At 66.1% G+C, this 16371-nt stretch carries 12 protein-coding genes and 1 pseudogene; 2 read left to right on the top strand and 11 right to left on the bottom strand.

Going from position 1 to position 16371, the window contains the following annotated elements; all coding sequences use genetic code 11:
* Positions 1 to 45: 45 nt before the first annotated feature.
* Together VHL31_RS21370 and VHL31_RS21365 are read right to left on the bottom strand one after the other, a co-directional pair.
* A complete protein-coding gene (locus tag VHL31_RS21370; protein WP_329663265.1) occupies positions 46 to 1002 on the bottom strand; it encodes a potassium channel family protein in 957 nt (318 codons plus the stop codon).
* A gap of 65 nt (positions 1003 to 1067) precedes the next feature.
* On the bottom strand, positions 1068 to 2372 hold the full coding sequence (locus tag VHL31_RS21365) for a lipopolysaccharide biosynthesis protein (protein ID WP_329663264.1): 1305 nt from the start codon (positions 2370 to 2372) through the stop codon (positions 1068 to 1070).
* A 115-nt stretch (positions 2373 to 2487) separates the two neighbouring features.
* Here VHL31_RS21365 and pgi point away from each other — a divergent pair, with 115 nt between their 5' ends.
* Positions 2488 to 4113, top strand: a complete 1626-nt coding sequence (gene pgi / locus VHL31_RS21360; RefSeq protein WP_329663263.1) for a glucose-6-phosphate isomerase — start codon at positions 2488 to 2490, stop codon at positions 4111 to 4113.
* Here pgi and VHL31_RS21355 read toward each other — a convergent pair.
* The 6 genes from VHL31_RS21355 to VHL31_RS21330 form a co-directional block, all read right to left on the bottom strand.
* The gene (locus VHL31_RS21355) at positions 4110 to 5405 is read right to left on the bottom strand and encodes a hypothetical protein (RefSeq protein WP_329663262.1); all 1296 of its coding nucleotides are present in this window, start codon (positions 5403 to 5405) and stop codon (positions 4110 to 4112) included. The genes pgi and VHL31_RS21355 overlap by 4 nt on opposite strands.
* Positions 5406 to 5410: 5 nt before the next feature.
* A complete protein-coding gene (locus tag VHL31_RS21350; protein WP_414653789.1) occupies positions 5411 to 6502 on the bottom strand; it encodes a TRAP transporter substrate-binding protein in 1092 nt (363 codons plus the stop codon).
* 54 nt (positions 6503 to 6556) lie between these two features.
* Entirely contained in the window at positions 6557 to 7159 is a 603-nt protein-coding gene (locus tag VHL31_RS21345) for an MFS transporter (RefSeq protein ID WP_329663260.1), read from the bottom strand.
* The gene (locus tag VHL31_RS21340; protein WP_329663259.1) at positions 7144 to 7779 is read right to left on the bottom strand and encodes an MFS transporter; all 636 of its coding nucleotides are present in this window, start codon (positions 7777 to 7779) and stop codon (positions 7144 to 7146) included. The genes VHL31_RS21345 and VHL31_RS21340 overlap by 16 nt, the downstream gene beginning before the upstream one ends.
* A 159-nt stretch (positions 7780 to 7938) precedes the next feature.
* On the bottom strand, positions 7939 to 8511 hold the full coding sequence (locus VHL31_RS21335; protein ID WP_329663258.1) for a YcbK family protein: 573 nt from the start codon (positions 8509 to 8511) through the stop codon (positions 7939 to 7941).
* Between the two features lie 144 nt (positions 8512 to 8655).
* Complete coding sequence (locus tag VHL31_RS21330) at positions 8656 to 8937, bottom strand: BolA family protein (RefSeq protein WP_349262517.1); 282 nt, start codon at positions 8935 to 8937, stop codon at positions 8656 to 8658.
* A gap of 182 nt (positions 8938 to 9119) precedes the next feature.
* Between VHL31_RS21330 and VHL31_RS21325 the strand changes: the two genes are divergently transcribed.
* A complete protein-coding gene (locus VHL31_RS21325; protein WP_329663256.1) occupies positions 9120 to 9533 on the top strand; it encodes a helix-turn-helix domain-containing protein in 414 nt (137 codons plus the stop codon).
* A 31-nt stretch (positions 9534 to 9564) separates the two neighbouring features.
* Here the strand turns inward: VHL31_RS21325 and VHL31_RS21320 are convergent, their stop codons facing one another.
* From VHL31_RS21320 to VHL31_RS21310, 3 genes and pseudogenes are all read right to left on the bottom strand, one after another.
* A complete protein-coding gene (locus VHL31_RS21320; protein ID WP_329663255.1) occupies positions 9565 to 10044 on the bottom strand; it encodes an ATP-binding protein in 480 nt (159 codons plus the stop codon).
* A gap of 613 nt (positions 10045 to 10657) precedes the next feature.
* Positions 10658 to 11296 (bottom strand): annotated as a pseudogene (locus VHL31_RS21315) (autotransporter outer membrane beta-barrel domain-containing protein); the annotation flags it as partial.
* Between the two features lie 15 nt (positions 11297 to 11311).
* A partial coding sequence (locus VHL31_RS21310) for a hypothetical protein (protein WP_329663254.1) occupies positions 11312 to 16371 on the bottom strand: 5060 nt, incomplete at its 5' end.

The raw sequence follows: 16371 nt of genomic DNA, 5'->3' as shown, positions 1-16371 counted from the left end.
CGCGAACAGGTCCACCGAGAGGAACCCGATGAAGGTACGGCGTACCTAGCCGCGGCCGCTTCCTGGATCCTTCTCCACCTGATCGTCCGTGGCATCGGCTTCCGGGTTGTATGCGGCGATTTCGGTGAATGCGAAAAGGAGCAGCACCACGCCGAAGATGATCTCCGCGATCACCAGGACCTGCGCCATCGCATCGATCGGGGTGATGTCGCCATAGCCGATTGTGCTCAGGGTCACGAACGAGAAGTAGATGGCATCGGGCAGGTCGAGCCGGGTGCCGGTCCCAGCCACGGCGAAGGCCGGCTGGGCCGTGTGATGGTCCAGGAGCGCATAGATCGTTGCGAACAGAACCCCGATGAACAGGAATACGATCAGGAAGGAAAAGATCGGCACGATTCGTGATCTCATCCTGATCAGGAAAAGGTGGAACAGGCTCCCTGTCTCGTTCAGCAGTGCCGTGATGTCGACAACGAACCAGACAGTGATGGCGGAGATCAACGTCATGGCCGCAATGAGGGACACCGTCGCCGGGCCGGGATTCTCACCAGGCGGCACCACAGCAACAACGGCGATGCCCACCAGAAAGCATAGGCAGAGCCACCCTATGCCGCGCACCAGGATCCGGTCCCGCTGTGAGCGACGCCGGCGCGCGAGCTGGTGGCGGATCGCCTGCCTTCTCCACGCGACACCAGCTACGAAGCTGAGCAGGGGGAGGAGGAAGCCCGATGTCGTGCCGAGCCAGTGCGCGTGATGGAAGACCGCGATGGCACCACCGGTGAACGCTACCGTGTAGATTGCGATGCAGGTGGCGAGCGTCGTGCTGAGCGCGATGGCGCCTGGCAGCAGCCGCGCCACCGACAGGACAGTCCCGGCAACACCGGCGATCATCAGGAGCACCAGGATGGGCCGGTGCACTCCGATGGCACCTGCCACCAGCAAGAGGATGGTGACGGCGATGCCGATGCCGGTCAGGAGCGAGCGGTGTTCTCGGGAGATCGTCATGGAGCGAGGTTAGCGAGGCGATCCACACCATGAAACGCCGGGAACTGGCTTCGGCCCCGGCATCGTCAATCCGGTCCTGTGCTGTCGCCTCGGCGCCGCAGCAACCGCATCATCGCCCGGCCATCCGCGGCGGACGGCAGCAGCAACTCGATGAACGGCGTCCCGAAGATGCGATTCCAGGCGAGGAGGACGGCCATGGCCACGACCGTTTGGCCCACGGTGTAGCCGATGGCGGCGCCGGCTACACCTAGAAGTGGTGCAAGCCACCAGACCAGAACCCCATGGACCATGGTGCCAGGTCCGAAGATCAGGAGTCCGAGCTTGGCTTGGCCGCGGGCGGAAAGACCTGGATAGAGCATGCTCGCTTGGCAGCCCAGGACGGCACCAGGCAGCATCAGCCGCAAGGCACCAGCCTCGCCGACATAGGCCTCACCAAAGCCAATGCGAAGGATCTGGGGTGCAAATAACGCGACGATCACCGCGTATACGACCATCCCGAGCGTGAGCAGGCGGACGAGGCGAATGGTGTCGGACGCACCCCGTCCGTCCTTGTCCTGCTGCACACCATGCGCGAACACGGCCACGCCCACGGCGGTGGCGATCTCGGCGAGCAGTTCGGTCATCCGCAGGGCGCCGACGTAGCGACCGACCAGCTCGGGCTGGTCGAGCCCTGCCACGGCCCAGATGCCGACCCTGCTGAACAGGATGACGCCGATGATGCCGGCCAGGAACGGCAGGCCATCGCTGACGAGGTTGAGGGCCAGTTTCGGCGAAGGGAGGGCGAGGGGACGCACTCGGACCAGCAGCTGGCCCAGCAGCATTACGGCACCAGTCCACTGGGCAGCCACCAGGATCAGCAGCGCTGTCTCCAGGTCGAGCAGGCCCTGGAAGAACGTGGGCACGGTCAGCAGCAGGAGGACCGCACGCACGGCGAGTTCGCCGACATTCAGTTCCGCCACCCGCTTCAGGCCGAGGAATGGTCCCTGCAGCGTCCGCATCACGAGCTGGGGCGGAGTCACCATGGCCGCGGCGAGCAGCAGATGATTGTCCAAGCGGTAGCCGCCGAACGTGCAGGCATACCAGGTCGCGGCGGCACCGAGCGGCGTCAGGATCGCCAGCAGGCCAACGCTTGTCGCCGCCACGGCGCCAGCCGGAACACCTCGCTGGCCGATCGCATAGGCCCCGGCTTGGCGGACTCCCAGGTCGAGCCCCACCGTCAGGATGAGCGTCGTCGCTACCAGGAACCCGTAGAAGCCGAAATCGGCGACCGGCAGCGCCCGTGCGAGCATGAACAGTGCAACCATGTTCGCGCCGCGCATGACGAGACGGCTGGCCAGGACCCAGGCAGTATCGAGAACGAGACGGCGCAAGACGGGGCGATCCTTGCTAGGAATGGGGCGCTGCCGGGTTTGGGGCTGGACGGGCCTCCTGCCAAGCGGCATCCGCGTGGCGCGGCGGTTCAAGCGGAACGAGCAGGAGAGGGTGATGAACCAGCAGGTGAATGAAGCGTTCGAGGCACTGCGGGCGCACGGGAGCCAGGTCAAGAAGCAGCACCTGCGTATCCTGTTCGAGCAGGATCCACAGCGCTTCCAACGCTTCTCTGCCGAAGCTTGCTGGATCCTGATGGACTACTCCAAGTCGCGGATCACTGCCGACACCCTTCCGCTGCTGGAGAAGCTGGCCAAGGCGGCCGGCATCGAGGCACGGCGTGACGCGATGTATGCCGGCGAGCGGATCAACACGACCGAGAACCGGGCGGTGCTCCACACGGCCTTGCGCAACCGATCGAATACGCCCGTGCTGCTCGACGGCAAGGACGTCATGCCGGACGTGAACGGCGTCCTGGCCGCGATCGAGAAGTTCACGGATGCCGTACGCAACGGCACCCGGACCGGCTCGACCGGCAAGCCCTTCACCGACGTCGTGAACATCGGCATCGGTGGCTCGGACCTCGGTCCTCGCATGGTCGTCCGTGCCCTGTCGCCCGATGCAAGGCGGGACCTGCGGGTACATTTCGTGGCCAATGTCGACCCGTCCGACATGCATGACGTGCTGGCGACACTGGATCCCTCCACAACCCTGTTCGTAATCGCATCCAAGACCTTCACCACCATGGAGACCATGACCAATGGGCGGGCGGCCCGTGCCTGGGTAGCGGATGCACTGGGCGAGGATGCCGTGGGTGCCCACTTCGTAGCCGTGTCGACCAATGCTAAGGAAGTCAGCGCGTTCGGCATCTCGACCGAAGAGATGTTCGGCTTCTGGGACTGGGTCGGCGGTCGCTACTCCTTGTGGTCGGCCATCGGCCTGCCGATCGCGCTTTCCGTAGGCTTCGCGAAGTTCGCCGAGCTTCTGGACGGCGCTCACCAGATGGACCTGCATTTCAAGTCGGCGCCGATCCTGCAGAACCTGCCGATGCTGCTGGGTCTGCTGCGGGTCTGGGAGATCGACGTGATGGGCAGCACCACCGTAGCGCTGCTGCCCTACGACCAGCGACTAGAGCTGTTCACGCCGCACCTGCAGCAGGTCGACATGGAGAGCAATGGCAAGGGCGTGATGCTGGATGGCGCTCCCGTCGTCTACGGCTCCGGTCCGGTCGTCTGGGGCTCCCCGGGCACCAATGGCCAGCACGCATTCCACCAGCTGATCCACCAGGGCAACCGGGTCATTCCCTGCGAGTTCCTGCTGGCCAGGCACAGCCGCACCCCGATCGGCGATGGACACCAAAAGCTGATCGCCAACTGCTTGGCCCAGTCCGAGGCGCTGATGCGCGGCAAGAACGAGGCGGAGGTTCGGGCCGAACTGACCAAGCAGGGCCTCTCCGGCGAGGCACTCGAGAATCTCGTCCCGCACAAGCTGTTCACCGGCAACCGCCCATCCATCACCTTCCTCTACGAGCAGCTCGACGCCCGGACGCTCGGTTCAATCACTGCGCTCTATGAGCACGCGATCTTCGTGCAGGGGACCTGCTGGAACGTGAACAGCTTCGACCAGTGGGGCGTGGAACTCGGCAAGCAGCTGGCACTGCCGATCCTCGACGCCCTCACCGGCGGCAAGACCGGCACCCACGATGCGTCCAGGGCGGGCCTGCTGGCCCGAATAGGCTCCTAATCGTCGACCCGGACGGGTTGAAGCTTGTCGCGGTCGTAGAACGCCTGGAAGTGCTCGACAGCCATCCTCACGACAGGGATGTCCATGACGGGATTCCGGACGATCGGCAGCTCGTTGTTGAGCTTCATTCCCGCCGGCCAGAGCGCCAACAGCGGCAGGCAGAGCAGCACTGCGGCGAGCGCAGTGCTGCCTGCCGTGACGGTGCCGACAGAGCGCTGCAGCTTCGCGCCCTGATGCCGGAACAGGAGTTCGGCTACCAGGAACGAGGTGAAGGTACTGAGCAGCGCTAGCCGGGAGAAGTCCCAGGCTAGCGCCAGCACCACCAGCGGGCCAAGTCCCGCACCAACGGCTAGAAGCACGGCCACGACCCTCTGCCATCGACCCGGCGGCACAGGGATCAGACTGCGCAGCGCATCCTGGATGACATTCATCCGGGAAAGACAGCCCAGGAGGATGGCGACTGCAGCCACCGTTCCATAGGTCAGACTGATCAGGCCGTTCAGAAGATGCGCGCGCCAGATCAAGGCCATCTTATCCAGCATGTCCGTGAGCGATTGGCGGAGCTGGAAGTCGTAGAGGTCGCGAGCACCCTCCGGTGTGATGCCGGCCTCGACAAAGCGTTGAACGAACCGCTCGTCCGCCGGCGGTGCCATCAGGACGACCAGGCAGGCGAGCAGGCTCACCACCACCGACCCCACCACCACCAACCATTGCCGATTCGCCTGCATCACGCTGGCCAGAATCATCACCGGCAGTGCGATGAAGACCATGAGTTGGTGAATGATGGTGCCCAGGAGGAAGAGCAGCCAAGCCAGGACCGGGTGGCCACCCCGCATGGCCGCAAGAATCCCCAGCGTCACCAGGCAGAGCAGGATGTCCGGCGAAGCGACGAAGAAGGCGAGGGAAGGGATCAACGGCGAGCAGAACAGAAGCAACGCCATTGCCATCACGTCCGCACGTCCCGTGGCAGCCACCAGCCGTGCTGCCCGAAAGGACAGCACGGCCATGAGGACCCCGAGGCTCAGGATGTGCCACACAAGCATGATCTGGCCATGCATGCTCACCGGCGTGGTCTTGAGCAGCGGCGCGAAGACCTGACCGACCAGGCCGCGCAGGATGAATCCGAACTCGTAGTTGGTGTAGTAGAAATAGACGACCTCAGGCGCGATTGCCCGGTGCAACCCCTTCAGCGCCGACACGACCGCGAGCACGAAGAAGCAGACGACAAGCCTGCCTTGGCCGAGGCCGAACACTCTTCCAGGGTGGGCCGGTTCGACGGCTGTTGCCGGCAAGACGATCAGCCTCGCCGGTGACGTATCATGAAAGCATCGAATCCGGACTCGGCGACCTGCCACCAGAGATACTGATCGTCCCGGAATGCGATCAGGTGCTCGTACACGCGCTTGAAATCTGCATTCCCGGCAGAGAGCTCCGCATAGAGCTCGTTGGCGGCCTTCCAGGAAGCTTCCATGACCTCGGCCGGGAACGGGCGCAGGACAGCGCCAGCCGCCACCAACCGCTGCAGCGCCTTCGGGTTTGCCGCATCGTACTTCGCCGTCATCCAGCCGTTAGCGTAGGCCGAAGCGTAGGTCAGGACGGAGCGGTAGTGCTCGGGCAGGTCTTGCCACATCTCCAGGTTGACCAGCGTGAAGGCAGCAGCCCCACCTTCCCACCAGCCCGGGTAGTAGTAGTACTTCGCGACCTTGTAGAGGCTGAGCTTTTCGTCATCATAGGGGCCGACGAACTCGGCCGCATCGATCGTCCCGCGCTCCAGGGCAGGGTAGATGTCGCCCGGCGAGATCTGCTGCGGCACCGCCCCAAGCCGCTGCCAGATCTGGCCGGCCATGCCGGGGATCCGGAACTTCAGCCCCTTCAGGTCGGCGAGCGACTTGATCTCCTTGCGGAACCATCCACCCATCTGGCATCCGGAGTTCCCCGCCGGCAGCGCGCAGACCTGGTACTTCGCCAGGAAGTCGTTGAGCAGCGCCTCGCCGCCGCCCTGGTAGAACCAGGCGTTCTGCATGCGCGTGTTCAGGCCGAACGGCAGGCCGGTGAACAGGGTGAAGGTTGGGTCCTTCCCGGAGTAGAAGTAGGTCGGGCCATGGCCCATCTCGACCGTGCCGTTCTGGACCGCGTCCAGGACCTGCAGCCCCGGCACGATCTCGCCAGCCGCAAAAACGTCGATGCGATACCTGCCTTCCGTGAGTTCGCCCACTGCGCGGGCGAACTCCACCGCCGTACCGAAGATCGTGTCGAGCGACTTTGGGAAGTTCGACACCAGGCGCCAGCGGATCTCGGGCAGTTCCTGCGCGGAGGCCGCAGAAATAGGCATGAGGCCTATGCCGGCCGCACCGCCGGGAAGTGCCGAGAGGATGTTGCGCCTGCCGATCATGCCGAACCTCCATTGTCACCGGCCGGACCGTACACGTGGCAACCAGCGTCGTCAGCGGGACCGCGGGTCGATCTGGCCGATGGAGGGACTGGTAGCCGGCAGGTTCACGAAACCCGGCCGATGCTCGCGCGGAACCGGTGCGCGGCGGGTCATGCGCCACAGGACGAACGCCGCGACACCCCCTGTGACCACGGCACAGAACAGGAACAGCCCAGCGGGGCCGGCGATCTCGATGGACTGGGCGGCAAGAAATGGCCCGGTCGCTGCGCCGACTGCCCAGATGAACAGCATGCCGGACGCTAGGCGTGTCATCCCACTCGGCGGCACATGATCGGCTGCATGCGCGGCGCAGATGCCGTAGAAGCTCAACGCAACGCCGCCCAGCAGCATGAAGATGCCGAACAGGGGGATGTCACCCTTCGGTGGACCTGCAGCCAAAACGGCGGAAAAGGCGGCGACGCCAGCCAGGCACCCGACGATCACCCAGCGACGGTCGGTCCTGTCCGATAGGCGTCCGAGCGGCCACTGTACCAAGAGCGAGCCCAGTTGCATGGCGGACAGCAAAAGCACCGAGGTGCTGACGCCAGTCCCGGTACGATCACCCCAGACCGGTAGCAGGGCAGGGACCGCGCCGTTGATCAGGCCGGCACCCATGACGCCCACGACTGTGCGGCGGGTGCCGTTTGCCAGAGCTCGATCAGACGGAAGCCGGCTTCCGTCGGCAGTGCCGGTTCGGCCGTGCGCGTCAGCGTAATGGGAATGAGGGCGGCGATGAACCCGGCCACGGCCAAGCCGATCCAGAATGCGGACGCCGGGTCGCCCTGCGCGAACAGCATCTGGGCCAGGATGACCCCGCCCTTGATGGCGACCAGATAGAAGGCGATCACGCCGCCGCGCGCATCCTTGGGTGTTGCCGCGGCCAGCCAGGCCTCAACGACGACGAACAGGGCCGCGAGCACGATACCCATCAGGAAGCGCAGCAAGATCCAGTGCCAGGGTGAGGGCGCGGCCTCGAACGACAGTGCGACCATGGCACAGGCGGCCGCCAGGGCGGCGAAGGAGCGGATATGTCCGACCCGTCGGACCAGCCTGGGCCCGATCCAGCATCCGAACAGGAAGCCCGCGCCGTAGGACGTGCCGATCAGCCCGACCACGACCGGCGAAGCCTCGGCCAGCGTCAGGCGAACAGGCAGGAGGATGGCGAACAGGGCATTGGCGAACTGCAGCAAGGTCGCGCCGATGACGACCGCGACGACAGCAGCGTAGGGGCCCATCCTGATCCTTCCGGTGTCACGCTTCCTGTGCCGGTAGACCGGCCCTCAACGCAGCTTGCCTCACGCGCGCAATGCTTGCGACCTTCGTCGGCGGGGCAGGGGAGGTTCTTGAAGGCCTGTGGTTTCGTGGCGTCCCTGATTGAGTCGAAAGAGTGCGCTTCAGCTCCAGGCCCAACTCCGCGGTGCGCCTGTGTCCAGATGCACGAAGTTCGAAGTGGGGTAATACCCGACACCGCCCCGAGCCATGGCCACGGCGGCCTTGCGGACTTGGCGGCAGGTGCAGCCTTCGATCCGAAGGTCGATCGCCTTGCCCTTCAGGTGGAAACTGTTCTTGGCGACACCTTCGCTCTTGCGCCGCAGCATCGCATTGGTCCGCGGTGCCCGAAAGCCGGATAGAACCTCGATCACCCCACGTGTTTCCAGCTTCGCCTGCAGATCCCAAAGCACATCGAGCAGTTTCGGATCGATTGGCTTGATCTGCCCGGTGCGCCAATCACGCAGGAGCCGGTCGATTCGACGTAGATTCTCGCGAACGTAGCGGCCGTCGGCCTTGTAGACGATCTTCAGCTGCTCGCCTGTGTGCTGGTGGCGAAAGGCTAGCACCTGCTCCAGTCCCTGAGCGCGCGCTTTTGCAATGGCTGGTGCCGGGACGAGACCGGCAACCACAGGCATTGTGGTGGCGGCCAAGAAGAAACGGCGCGTCAGGCCAGGTTGCGGCGCGGAATCGACCAAATTGTTCTTCCCTGGGAGCCGCGCCACGATCAGCAGCGGGTCCTCGATCCAAATCAAGAGCTTGCAGGTAGAACTTGCCGTAGGGTCTTCACGGCTGCCCGGCAATCGGGTTTTTGGATCACAGGGATGTGGCTTTGGCGCCTCTCACACCTCCCGCCGCAGCGCTTCGTCGGGCGTGAGGGTGCTGAGGGACAGCGCATGAATACGCTCCGCCATCAGCGGGGCAAGCAACGCGTTGACCTTGCGATGACGCGCGACCCGGCTCTGGCCCGCAAATGCGGCCGATATGACGATCACGTCGAAATGAGTCTCTCCACCCTCGCGCCAGCCACCATGGCCCCGATGTTCGTCGGAGCGGTCCCGCACCTGCAATGCCAGCGGCGCCAGCGGCGCCAAGGCCGCCTCGATCCGTTCCTTCATCCGCATGCGTTCGTCCTTCGGCCTCGTTTCCGTTCGCATCCCTCGCGCATCGAGACGACAAGCTCAAGTTGCGCCTGTGGCTACCCGGTATTGACGGCGTAATACTCTGTTAAGACATGCGCGCTAGAGTAGAAATCAGGCGCACCGTTCTGGTCTTCGGGCGCTCTGCTTCTCAGCCGGAGACGGAGATGGCCACCACCATCAGCAAAATGTCCACTAGCGGAACCGGGCGGGCCCGCGCCCAGGACATCGACGTCTTCGTCGGTGGCCGGATGCGTGCCCGCCGTACGATGCTTGGCCTGACCCAGCAACAGATGGCGGACATCATCGGCGTCACCTATCAGCAGGCCCACAAATACGAGAAGGGTGTCAACCGCATCGCCGCAGGCCGGCTCTATCAGATTGCCCAGGCCTTGGGCGTCGAGGTCGGGTTCTTCTTTGAAGGAATGGAGGCGGAGGATGCATTGGCCCCGACTCCGCAACAGCGCATGTTGCTCGAATTGGCCCGTAACTTCATCGGGATCGGCAACCGCCGCTATCAGGAAGCGGTCTGCAACCTCGCGCGTGTCCTGGCCGAGGCCCCAGCCGATAGCGTCAGCTGACTCCCGCCAAAGCCATGTCTCTCAGGGTTGCTCAGTCCGCTCCGTCTTCCGTCGGTCCTGATCGGTCCAGGCGCTTGATCAGAACCAAGCGGTTCTGGCTGCCCAGCCGGTCGTGGATCACCTCGTCCATCACGTTCCTGACGATGAACAACCCCAGACCGCCGATGGAACGTTCGTCCAGGTCTGCGTCCAGATCAGGGTCCGCCACCAAGGTCATGTCGAAGGCAGGGCCATCGTCGCTGACGGTGGCCTGGAGACGATCAGCGAACAGTTGAAGGACGATGTCGACCGATACCGCACGGCCTGCGGCGGCCGTCGCGTGGCTCGCGATGTTGGTCAGAACCTCGTCGAACGCCAAGGTGAACTGCAGCCCGAGATCGAGCGGCAAACCCGCTCTCACGATGCTCTCTTCCACCTGCTCGACCAAGCTGGGCAACTCGGCCAGGGACGCCTGGAGCGAGCGACGCATCAGCACACGACTGTCCGGAACGACCGTTTCCGAACCGGCCATGGCAGCACCTCGGTCACGAGTGACCAGATCGATAGCAGGATGCCCACCCCTCGTAAATCCACAGCAGTCATCAGCAGCCTTCACCTGGACGGTCTGCTGACGGGCCATTCCGGGCCGTAAGATCATCTCGATGGGTGCAAGTGACATGGCGTCGGCCTGTTGCTGGGTGTTCCGCGAGAGCGACCCGGCAAGCGAGCGTGTTGTGTCGGCCCCATCCTCGATCGAGCGACAAGATTGTGGAATGGACGATTCTCTGCCCCTGTTCGCTTCAATGTCGGCCCTGTACTCCCTCCGGGTCTGCCGCAGCTCCAGCCGGACAAAGGGCATCGTCGGACGGCGATGCCGAAAGTAAAATCGTAACGAGCGCCCGGGGAGCCGGCGTCTGTCACGACCTACCTGTGCGAGGTCCGCCCGGCGGCTCGGCCGGTCCCGCGACCACTCCGACCGGACCGCTCCACCATCCCGCATCCAGGCCAGAGCGTATCGGCGGAGAAGGCAGTGCTGGTCTCGCAGTCACGAGGGGGGCAGCAAGCCTCCTCCTGGCCGAAGCTCGCGCTGGCACATCCGCCCCTGTACCCCGGGGTGGTGAGCCCGTGGCCATAGCTGTCGTCGGTCAGAAGCTCAGGTTCACGCGCACCGAACCGCCATGGCTCGTGATGTTGTCGGAGAACTCGCCGTCGTACTGGACGCGCACGCTGACCTCCCCGTCGTTGAGGACCTGGAGGCCGGCATTGGCGCGAGCGACGATGTCGTCGATCGGGATCGTCGTCTCGAAGCTGTCCGCCTGGTCGGGCGCGCTGGTCAGCCGGGTGCTCGATGTCCAGGAAGACTGGTCGCCAAAGCTGACGCCACCTCTCAGGAAGGGGCGGAACATCCAGCCTTCGGCGAGAACGACCCGGCCGCCCAGTTCCAGCGACGGTGTGGCGACCAGTCCCCACTGGTCGCTGTCGTCGACGTCCAGGTCCAGTTCGTCAGCGCCGGATTCGGTATAGCCGGGCTGGCGCGTATAGATGGCGTCCAGGTCCAAGGAGGGGCGGAGGTAGAAGTCTTGACCGCCAAACTCGTAAGCGGCGCGTGCACGCAGGCCCAGGTTCTGCACCTCCGGATCGCTGTTGGCCCTGGTGTCGGTGCCGACCAAGGTGACTTTGCGTGACGTGTCGTACCAGCCATAGCCACCGGATAGACCCAGCCCGAACTGCCATGGCCCGCGCTCGTGCTTGACGGTGACGCCTGCGAGCGCGCTGTCGCCGTCGCTCTGAGAGCCGCCCTAATCGCTGTCGTAGCTATCCTGGCGGTAGGCGGCGGACAGGCCAAGAAACCACCCTGGCGCCAATTCGTTCTGCACGCCTAGCTGGTAGGTAAATCCCTGCCGCTCGAAACCATCAGTGCCGTCGCTCGGATCCTGTTCGGTGGTGCTGCCTTCGATCTGGGCCCACAGGCAGGACTGCTCCCTTACGATCGCCCTGGCATCTTCGAACGTCGGGCAGCTGAACAGGCTATCAGCAAAACCCTGCATGACGGATTGGGCACGCGCCGCCGGCGCCGCGGCCACGCCCAAGGTCAGGTCGTAGAGCGTCTCACCATATTGGTCGATGCTGCCGTTGCTGGCCGTGTCGAGGCTGCCAAACAGCTCACCCAGGTCAGGCGTGCCTCCCAGGTCCCAGATCTCTTGAAGATGGCGCGCCAGCCGGCGCTCGTTCATCGACCGGCCATCCAGCGGGCCATCGAAGTCGGCACGCTTGACCGAGACAGCATGGTCACCCCCGCTCCTGGTCATCTCGTAGGTGAAGATCGGGGATGCGATCGCCTGCAACTGCCCGCCCACCGGATGGTCGGCCGACACGACCCTGGCGCTCCGGCCGGGCAGCAGGCTGATCGCCGAGACCTTGAGGCCACTATCAAGGATCGCGTCGCCATTGATCGTCAGAAGGTCACCCGTGTCCTGGGCCAGATCGAGATCGGCAACAACCTGTCCTGTCTCGTCCTGCACGAAGCTCCCGGTGATGGTGGTGGCGTCGACGACGCGTGGCTGGCCCACGAACAGGGAGCCGCTATTGGTCATGTCTGCATCGACTATTTTCGCACCGCGGACCGTGCCGCGATTGTCGAGGCGGATGGCCGACAGGGAATCCTGCTCGAACAGCGCCGCGGTCGTCATGGGGGCAGCTAGCGCTGCGCCCGACACCAGCGTGGCGTTGTCGATGGAGCCGTTGATCGCGCCACCATCGTTGGTGACGGTCAGCGTGGCACCCTCCGACGCACTGCGGGTCGCCGTGTAGCGGATCGCGACACCGGAGCCGGCACTGATGCTGGCACCCTCGTCGAGGGTCAGCGTGTTGCCGCTCCCTTCGTCGACCTGCACGCCCACGCCCTGGCTGCCGGTCCCGCCGGTGACCTGAGACTGGACGGTGACGGCGACCATGCCGGGCGTGGTCGCGTCGCTCTGGGCGAAGATGCCGATCGAGTTCTCGCCGGTGGCGCTGATCCCGCCGCGGGCGTCGACGGTGACCGTGCCGGAGGTGAGGCCACCGGCCGAGCCGGAGCGGTTCGACCCGGCAAAGGCGCCCGAACGGCTCCCGCCAAGACCGCCGCCGCCAGCGACCGACTGGGCGACGATGCCGAACGCGCTTTCGCCGGTGGTGAAGATCGAGCCAGCCGAGCTGTAGCTGACATTGCCGCCGTTGCCGACGGTCTGGCTTCCGGTGCCGCCCAGCGTGAGGACGCTGCCGGAGCTGTCGCCGCCGATGCCGCCGCCGCCGCCGATCGATTGCAGCACCACGCCATGCGCGCCGGTGCCGGAGGTATTGATGGTGCCGCCGGTCGTGTCCAGCGCGACCGCGCCGCCGTTCACGCTGCTGCCGCCAGAGCCACCCAGGGTCAGCGATACGATGTTTTCCGATGAGCCGGTGCCGCCGATGCCGCCGCCGCCGCCGATCGACTGCAGCACCACGCCGAACGCGCGCTCGCCTGTGGTCGTGACCTTTGGCGCACCGGTCAGAGTGACCGCGTCGCCGGCCCCGCTGCCGCCACCCTTGCCGCCCACGGTCACAGTCAGGTCGACGATGGAGGTGCTGCCGCTGCTGCCAGCACCGCCGGTGCCGCCGCCGCCGCCGATCGACTGCAGCACGACGCCATAGGCGTCATCGCCTGCGGTCGTGATCGCGCCATTCACAGCCAGGTCAACGGTCCCGCCATTGCCGGAGCCGCCGCCGGAGCCGCCCACGCCGGAGCCAGCGCCGACCCTGACGGTGGCATTGGAGTTGTCCGAGCCGTCGCCGCCCTGGCCGCCGCCGCCGCCGCCGCCGATCGACTGGGCGAGCAGGCCAAAGGCGCCATAGCCCACCGTCTTGATCGTGCTGGAAACGGTGCCGGAGATGGCGCCGCCGTTGCCGGACATGCCGCCCTGGCCGCCCACGCCGATCTCCGTCGTGGCCTTGGCGAGGCTGCCAGACGAGGTGGCCGTGCCGCCGGTACCGCCACCGCCGCCGATCGACTGCGCGACGATGCCGTCCGCCCAGTCGCCGGCGGTCTGGATGGTGCTGGTGACGTCGAGCGTGACCGTTCCACCATTGGCCCCGGAGCCGCCCTGGCCACCGACATAGGTCTGGAACGTATAGGTGCTCTCGCCGTCCTTGATCAGCGAGATGGCGCCGGCCAGCTGGTGGTCGGCTGAGGCATCGTTGCCCATTGAGCCGCCGAGGCCGCCACCGCCGCCGATCGACTGCGCCAGGATGCCGTCGGCATCGCCGCCGCTGGTGGTGATCGCCCCGTAGCTGTCGATCGTCACGCTGCCGCCGACAGCACCGCCGCTGCCCTTGCGGCCGACGCCCACCTCGACATCGCCGGAATAGCCGTTGGCCGTGCCGCCCAGCATGACCGTGCCGCCTTGCGAGACACCGCCGCCGCCGCCGATCGACTGGGCGACAATGCCGCGCGAGCCGGAGCCCTGGGTGATGATGAAGGCGTAGGGTTGCAGGTCGATCTTGACGGCACCGCCGGTGCTGCCGCTGCCGCCGGTCCCGCCCAGGCCGATGTCTAGGTCCATGTTGAGGGCGCCGCCGAGCTTGTAGGTATTGCTGCTGCCAACGCCGGCATTGCCGCCACCGCCACCGATCGACTGCGCGAGCACGCCATTGGCATAGTCGTCGGCGGTCTGGATGCTGGTCATGTCGCCGCCGTCCTGGCCGCCGATGTCGACGGTCACGTTGCCGCCATTGCCGCCGCCGCCGCCGATCGACTGCGCAACCACACCATGGGAGCCCTGGCCGAACGTGCTGAGGGTGGTGTTGTCGGAAAGTTCGACGTTGACGGTGCTGCCATAGCCGCCGCTGCCGCTCTTGCCGCCGACCGCCATCGCCACGGTTGCCGCCAGGGACACGCCCTCGCCGGTCGGCACGGCAACGTCGATGTCATCGGCCGTGGCTGCCCCGCCATTGCCGCCGCCGCCGCCGATTGACTGAGCCACGATCCCGTAAGCGTCGGTGGTCTGATTGTCCTCGCTGCCCGAGGCCAGGGCGCTGCCAGTCGTGATCGAGCTGCTGGAGAGGTTCACGGTGACCTCCCCGCCATTGCCGCCGGCCCCGCCGGCGCCCCCCAGGCTCAGGCCTGCCGCGTAGCCGACGCCGCCATCATAGCCGCTGGCTGCGCCACCATTGCCGCCGCCGCCGCCCACCGAATGCGCGACCAAGCCCATGCTGCGCGCACCGGCGGTCCGGATGGTCAGTTGGTCGAGATAAACGTCGACGATTCCGCCGCTGGAGCCGGTGCCGGAATTGCCGCCGATCTGCAGGTTGAAGATGCTCTCGCCGCTATAGCCGGTGGCATCGCCGCCATTGCCGCCGCCGCCGCCGATCGACTGCGCCAGCACGCCGATCGCCGCGTCGCCGTTCGTGATCACGGTGGCGGGCCGCCCATCCGGTGCGTCGTTGCCCTGCTGCTTGCAGTTGTCGGTGTCGGCTGCGTAGCTCAGCAGGCAGACTGTACCGCCGGCACCGCCCTTGCCGGCCGAACCGCCGATGCCGATCGCCGGAACGCCCACGGAAAAGTCCAGCGTGCTGCCGCCGTTGCCGCCACCGCCGCCGATCGACTGGGCCACCAGGCCGTGGGCGAACTTGCCGTGAGTCGTAATTGGGCCGATGCCGTTGACGATCACGGTGCCGCCGGCACCGCCGGCGCTGCCCTTGCCGCCGATCGTCTCGATCCCGGTGCTGCCGCCGCCGGTCCCGCCGCCGCCGCCGATCGACTGCATGACGATGCCGATGGCGGCCTCCCCGCTCGTGGTGATCTGGCCGGTGCTGGCCAGGTCGATGGCACCGGCGTTGGCGATATAGGAGTAGGTCGAGTTGCCGCCGATGCCGATCAGGCCACCGGCACTGCCTGCCGCCCCGCCGCCGCCGCCGATAGACTGCACCACGATGCCGTGGGAGGCGTAGCCGCCGGTGGTGATCGTCCCGTAGTTCAGGATGCCGCCGGTGCCGCCGGTGCCACCGCTGCCCCCACCGCCGCCAAGCTCCAGACCAGCCCCATCAGCGACACCGCCAGCACCGCCACTGCCGGCAATGGCCTGGGCAAGGATGCCATAGGCATGGTCGCCGCTGGTCTCGATGGTCGAACTCGAGTTGACCGCGGCCCGCGTGCCGTTGCCGCCATTGCCGCCATTGCCGCCCGCACCCGCCAGGACGTCCGTGAAATCCCCGCCTGTGCCGCCGCCGCCGCCGATCGACTGGAAGGCGATGCCGGCCGCATAGTCGCCAGTGGTAGTGATACGGGTCCCCGACGTCGTGTAGGCACCGGCACCACCGCTATTGCCACCGGGCCCGGCGCTGCCGGACGTACCGAAAAGAGCCGTGTCGTCGCCACCATCGCCGCCGAAGCCGCCGATGCTCTGGCCGAGAATGCCGTAGCCGTAGTCGCCGGCCGTACTGATCGTCCCGCTGCCCTCCAGGTTGATCTGGATGGGCCCGCCTGCACCACCCTGGCCGCCGCTGCTGTCGTTCTCGTCGTCACCACCGCCGCCGTTGCCACCGATCGTCGTCGCGAGGACGCCGACGAAGTTATCACCCGACGTGGTGATCGTAGCGGAGGTCACGTTGACATTGACGCTGCCGCCGCTCCCACCATTGCCGCCTTGGCCGCCGCTGCTGTCCTGCTTGTTGCCGATGCCGCCCGTGCCGCCACTGCTGAGCCCGTGCACACCGGCGCCGCCGTCGGACAGCGTCTTGGCCGAAGAAACATTGATGTTGCCGCCAGTGTTCAGGTCGATGGTGACGGTCCCGCCGCTGCCGCCACTGCCGCCGCTGTTGTAGTTGTAGGATGACTGCGCACCAT

Origin of the sequence: Geminicoccus sp., assembly GCF_036263595.1 — a bacterium.
Lineage (GTDB): Bacteria > Pseudomonadota > Alphaproteobacteria > Geminicoccales > Geminicoccaceae > Geminicoccus.
Note: the sequence above shows the minus strand (reverse complement) of the source record. Positions and strands in the feature narration are given on the sequence as shown.

Coding starts and splice junctions, on each gene's coding strand:
- VHL31_RS21370 (WP_329663265.1), bottom strand. CDS start 1,002: ATGACGATCTCCCGAGAACACCGCTCGCTCCTGACCGGCATCGGCATC.
- pgi (WP_329663263.1), top strand. CDS start 2,488: ATGAACCAGCAGGTGAATGAAGCGTTCGAGGCACTGCGGGCGCACGGG.
- VHL31_RS21345 (WP_329663260.1), bottom strand. CDS start 7,159: ATGGGTGCCGGCCTGATCAACGGCGCGGTCCCTGCCCTGCTACCGGTC.
- VHL31_RS21340 (WP_329663259.1), bottom strand. CDS start 7,779: ATGGGCCCCTACGCTGCTGTCGTCGCGGTCGTCATCGGCGCGACCTTG.
- VHL31_RS21330 (WP_349262517.1), bottom strand. CDS start 8,937: ATGCGGATGAAGGAACGGATCGAGGCGGCCTTGGCGCCGCTGGCGCCG.
- VHL31_RS21325 (WP_329663256.1), top strand. CDS start 9,120: ATGGCCACCACCATCAGCAAAATGTCCACTAGCGGAACCGGGCGGGCC.
- VHL31_RS21320 (WP_329663255.1), bottom strand. CDS start 10,044: ATGGCCGGTTCGGAAACGGTCGTTCCGGACAGTCGTGTGCTGATGCGT.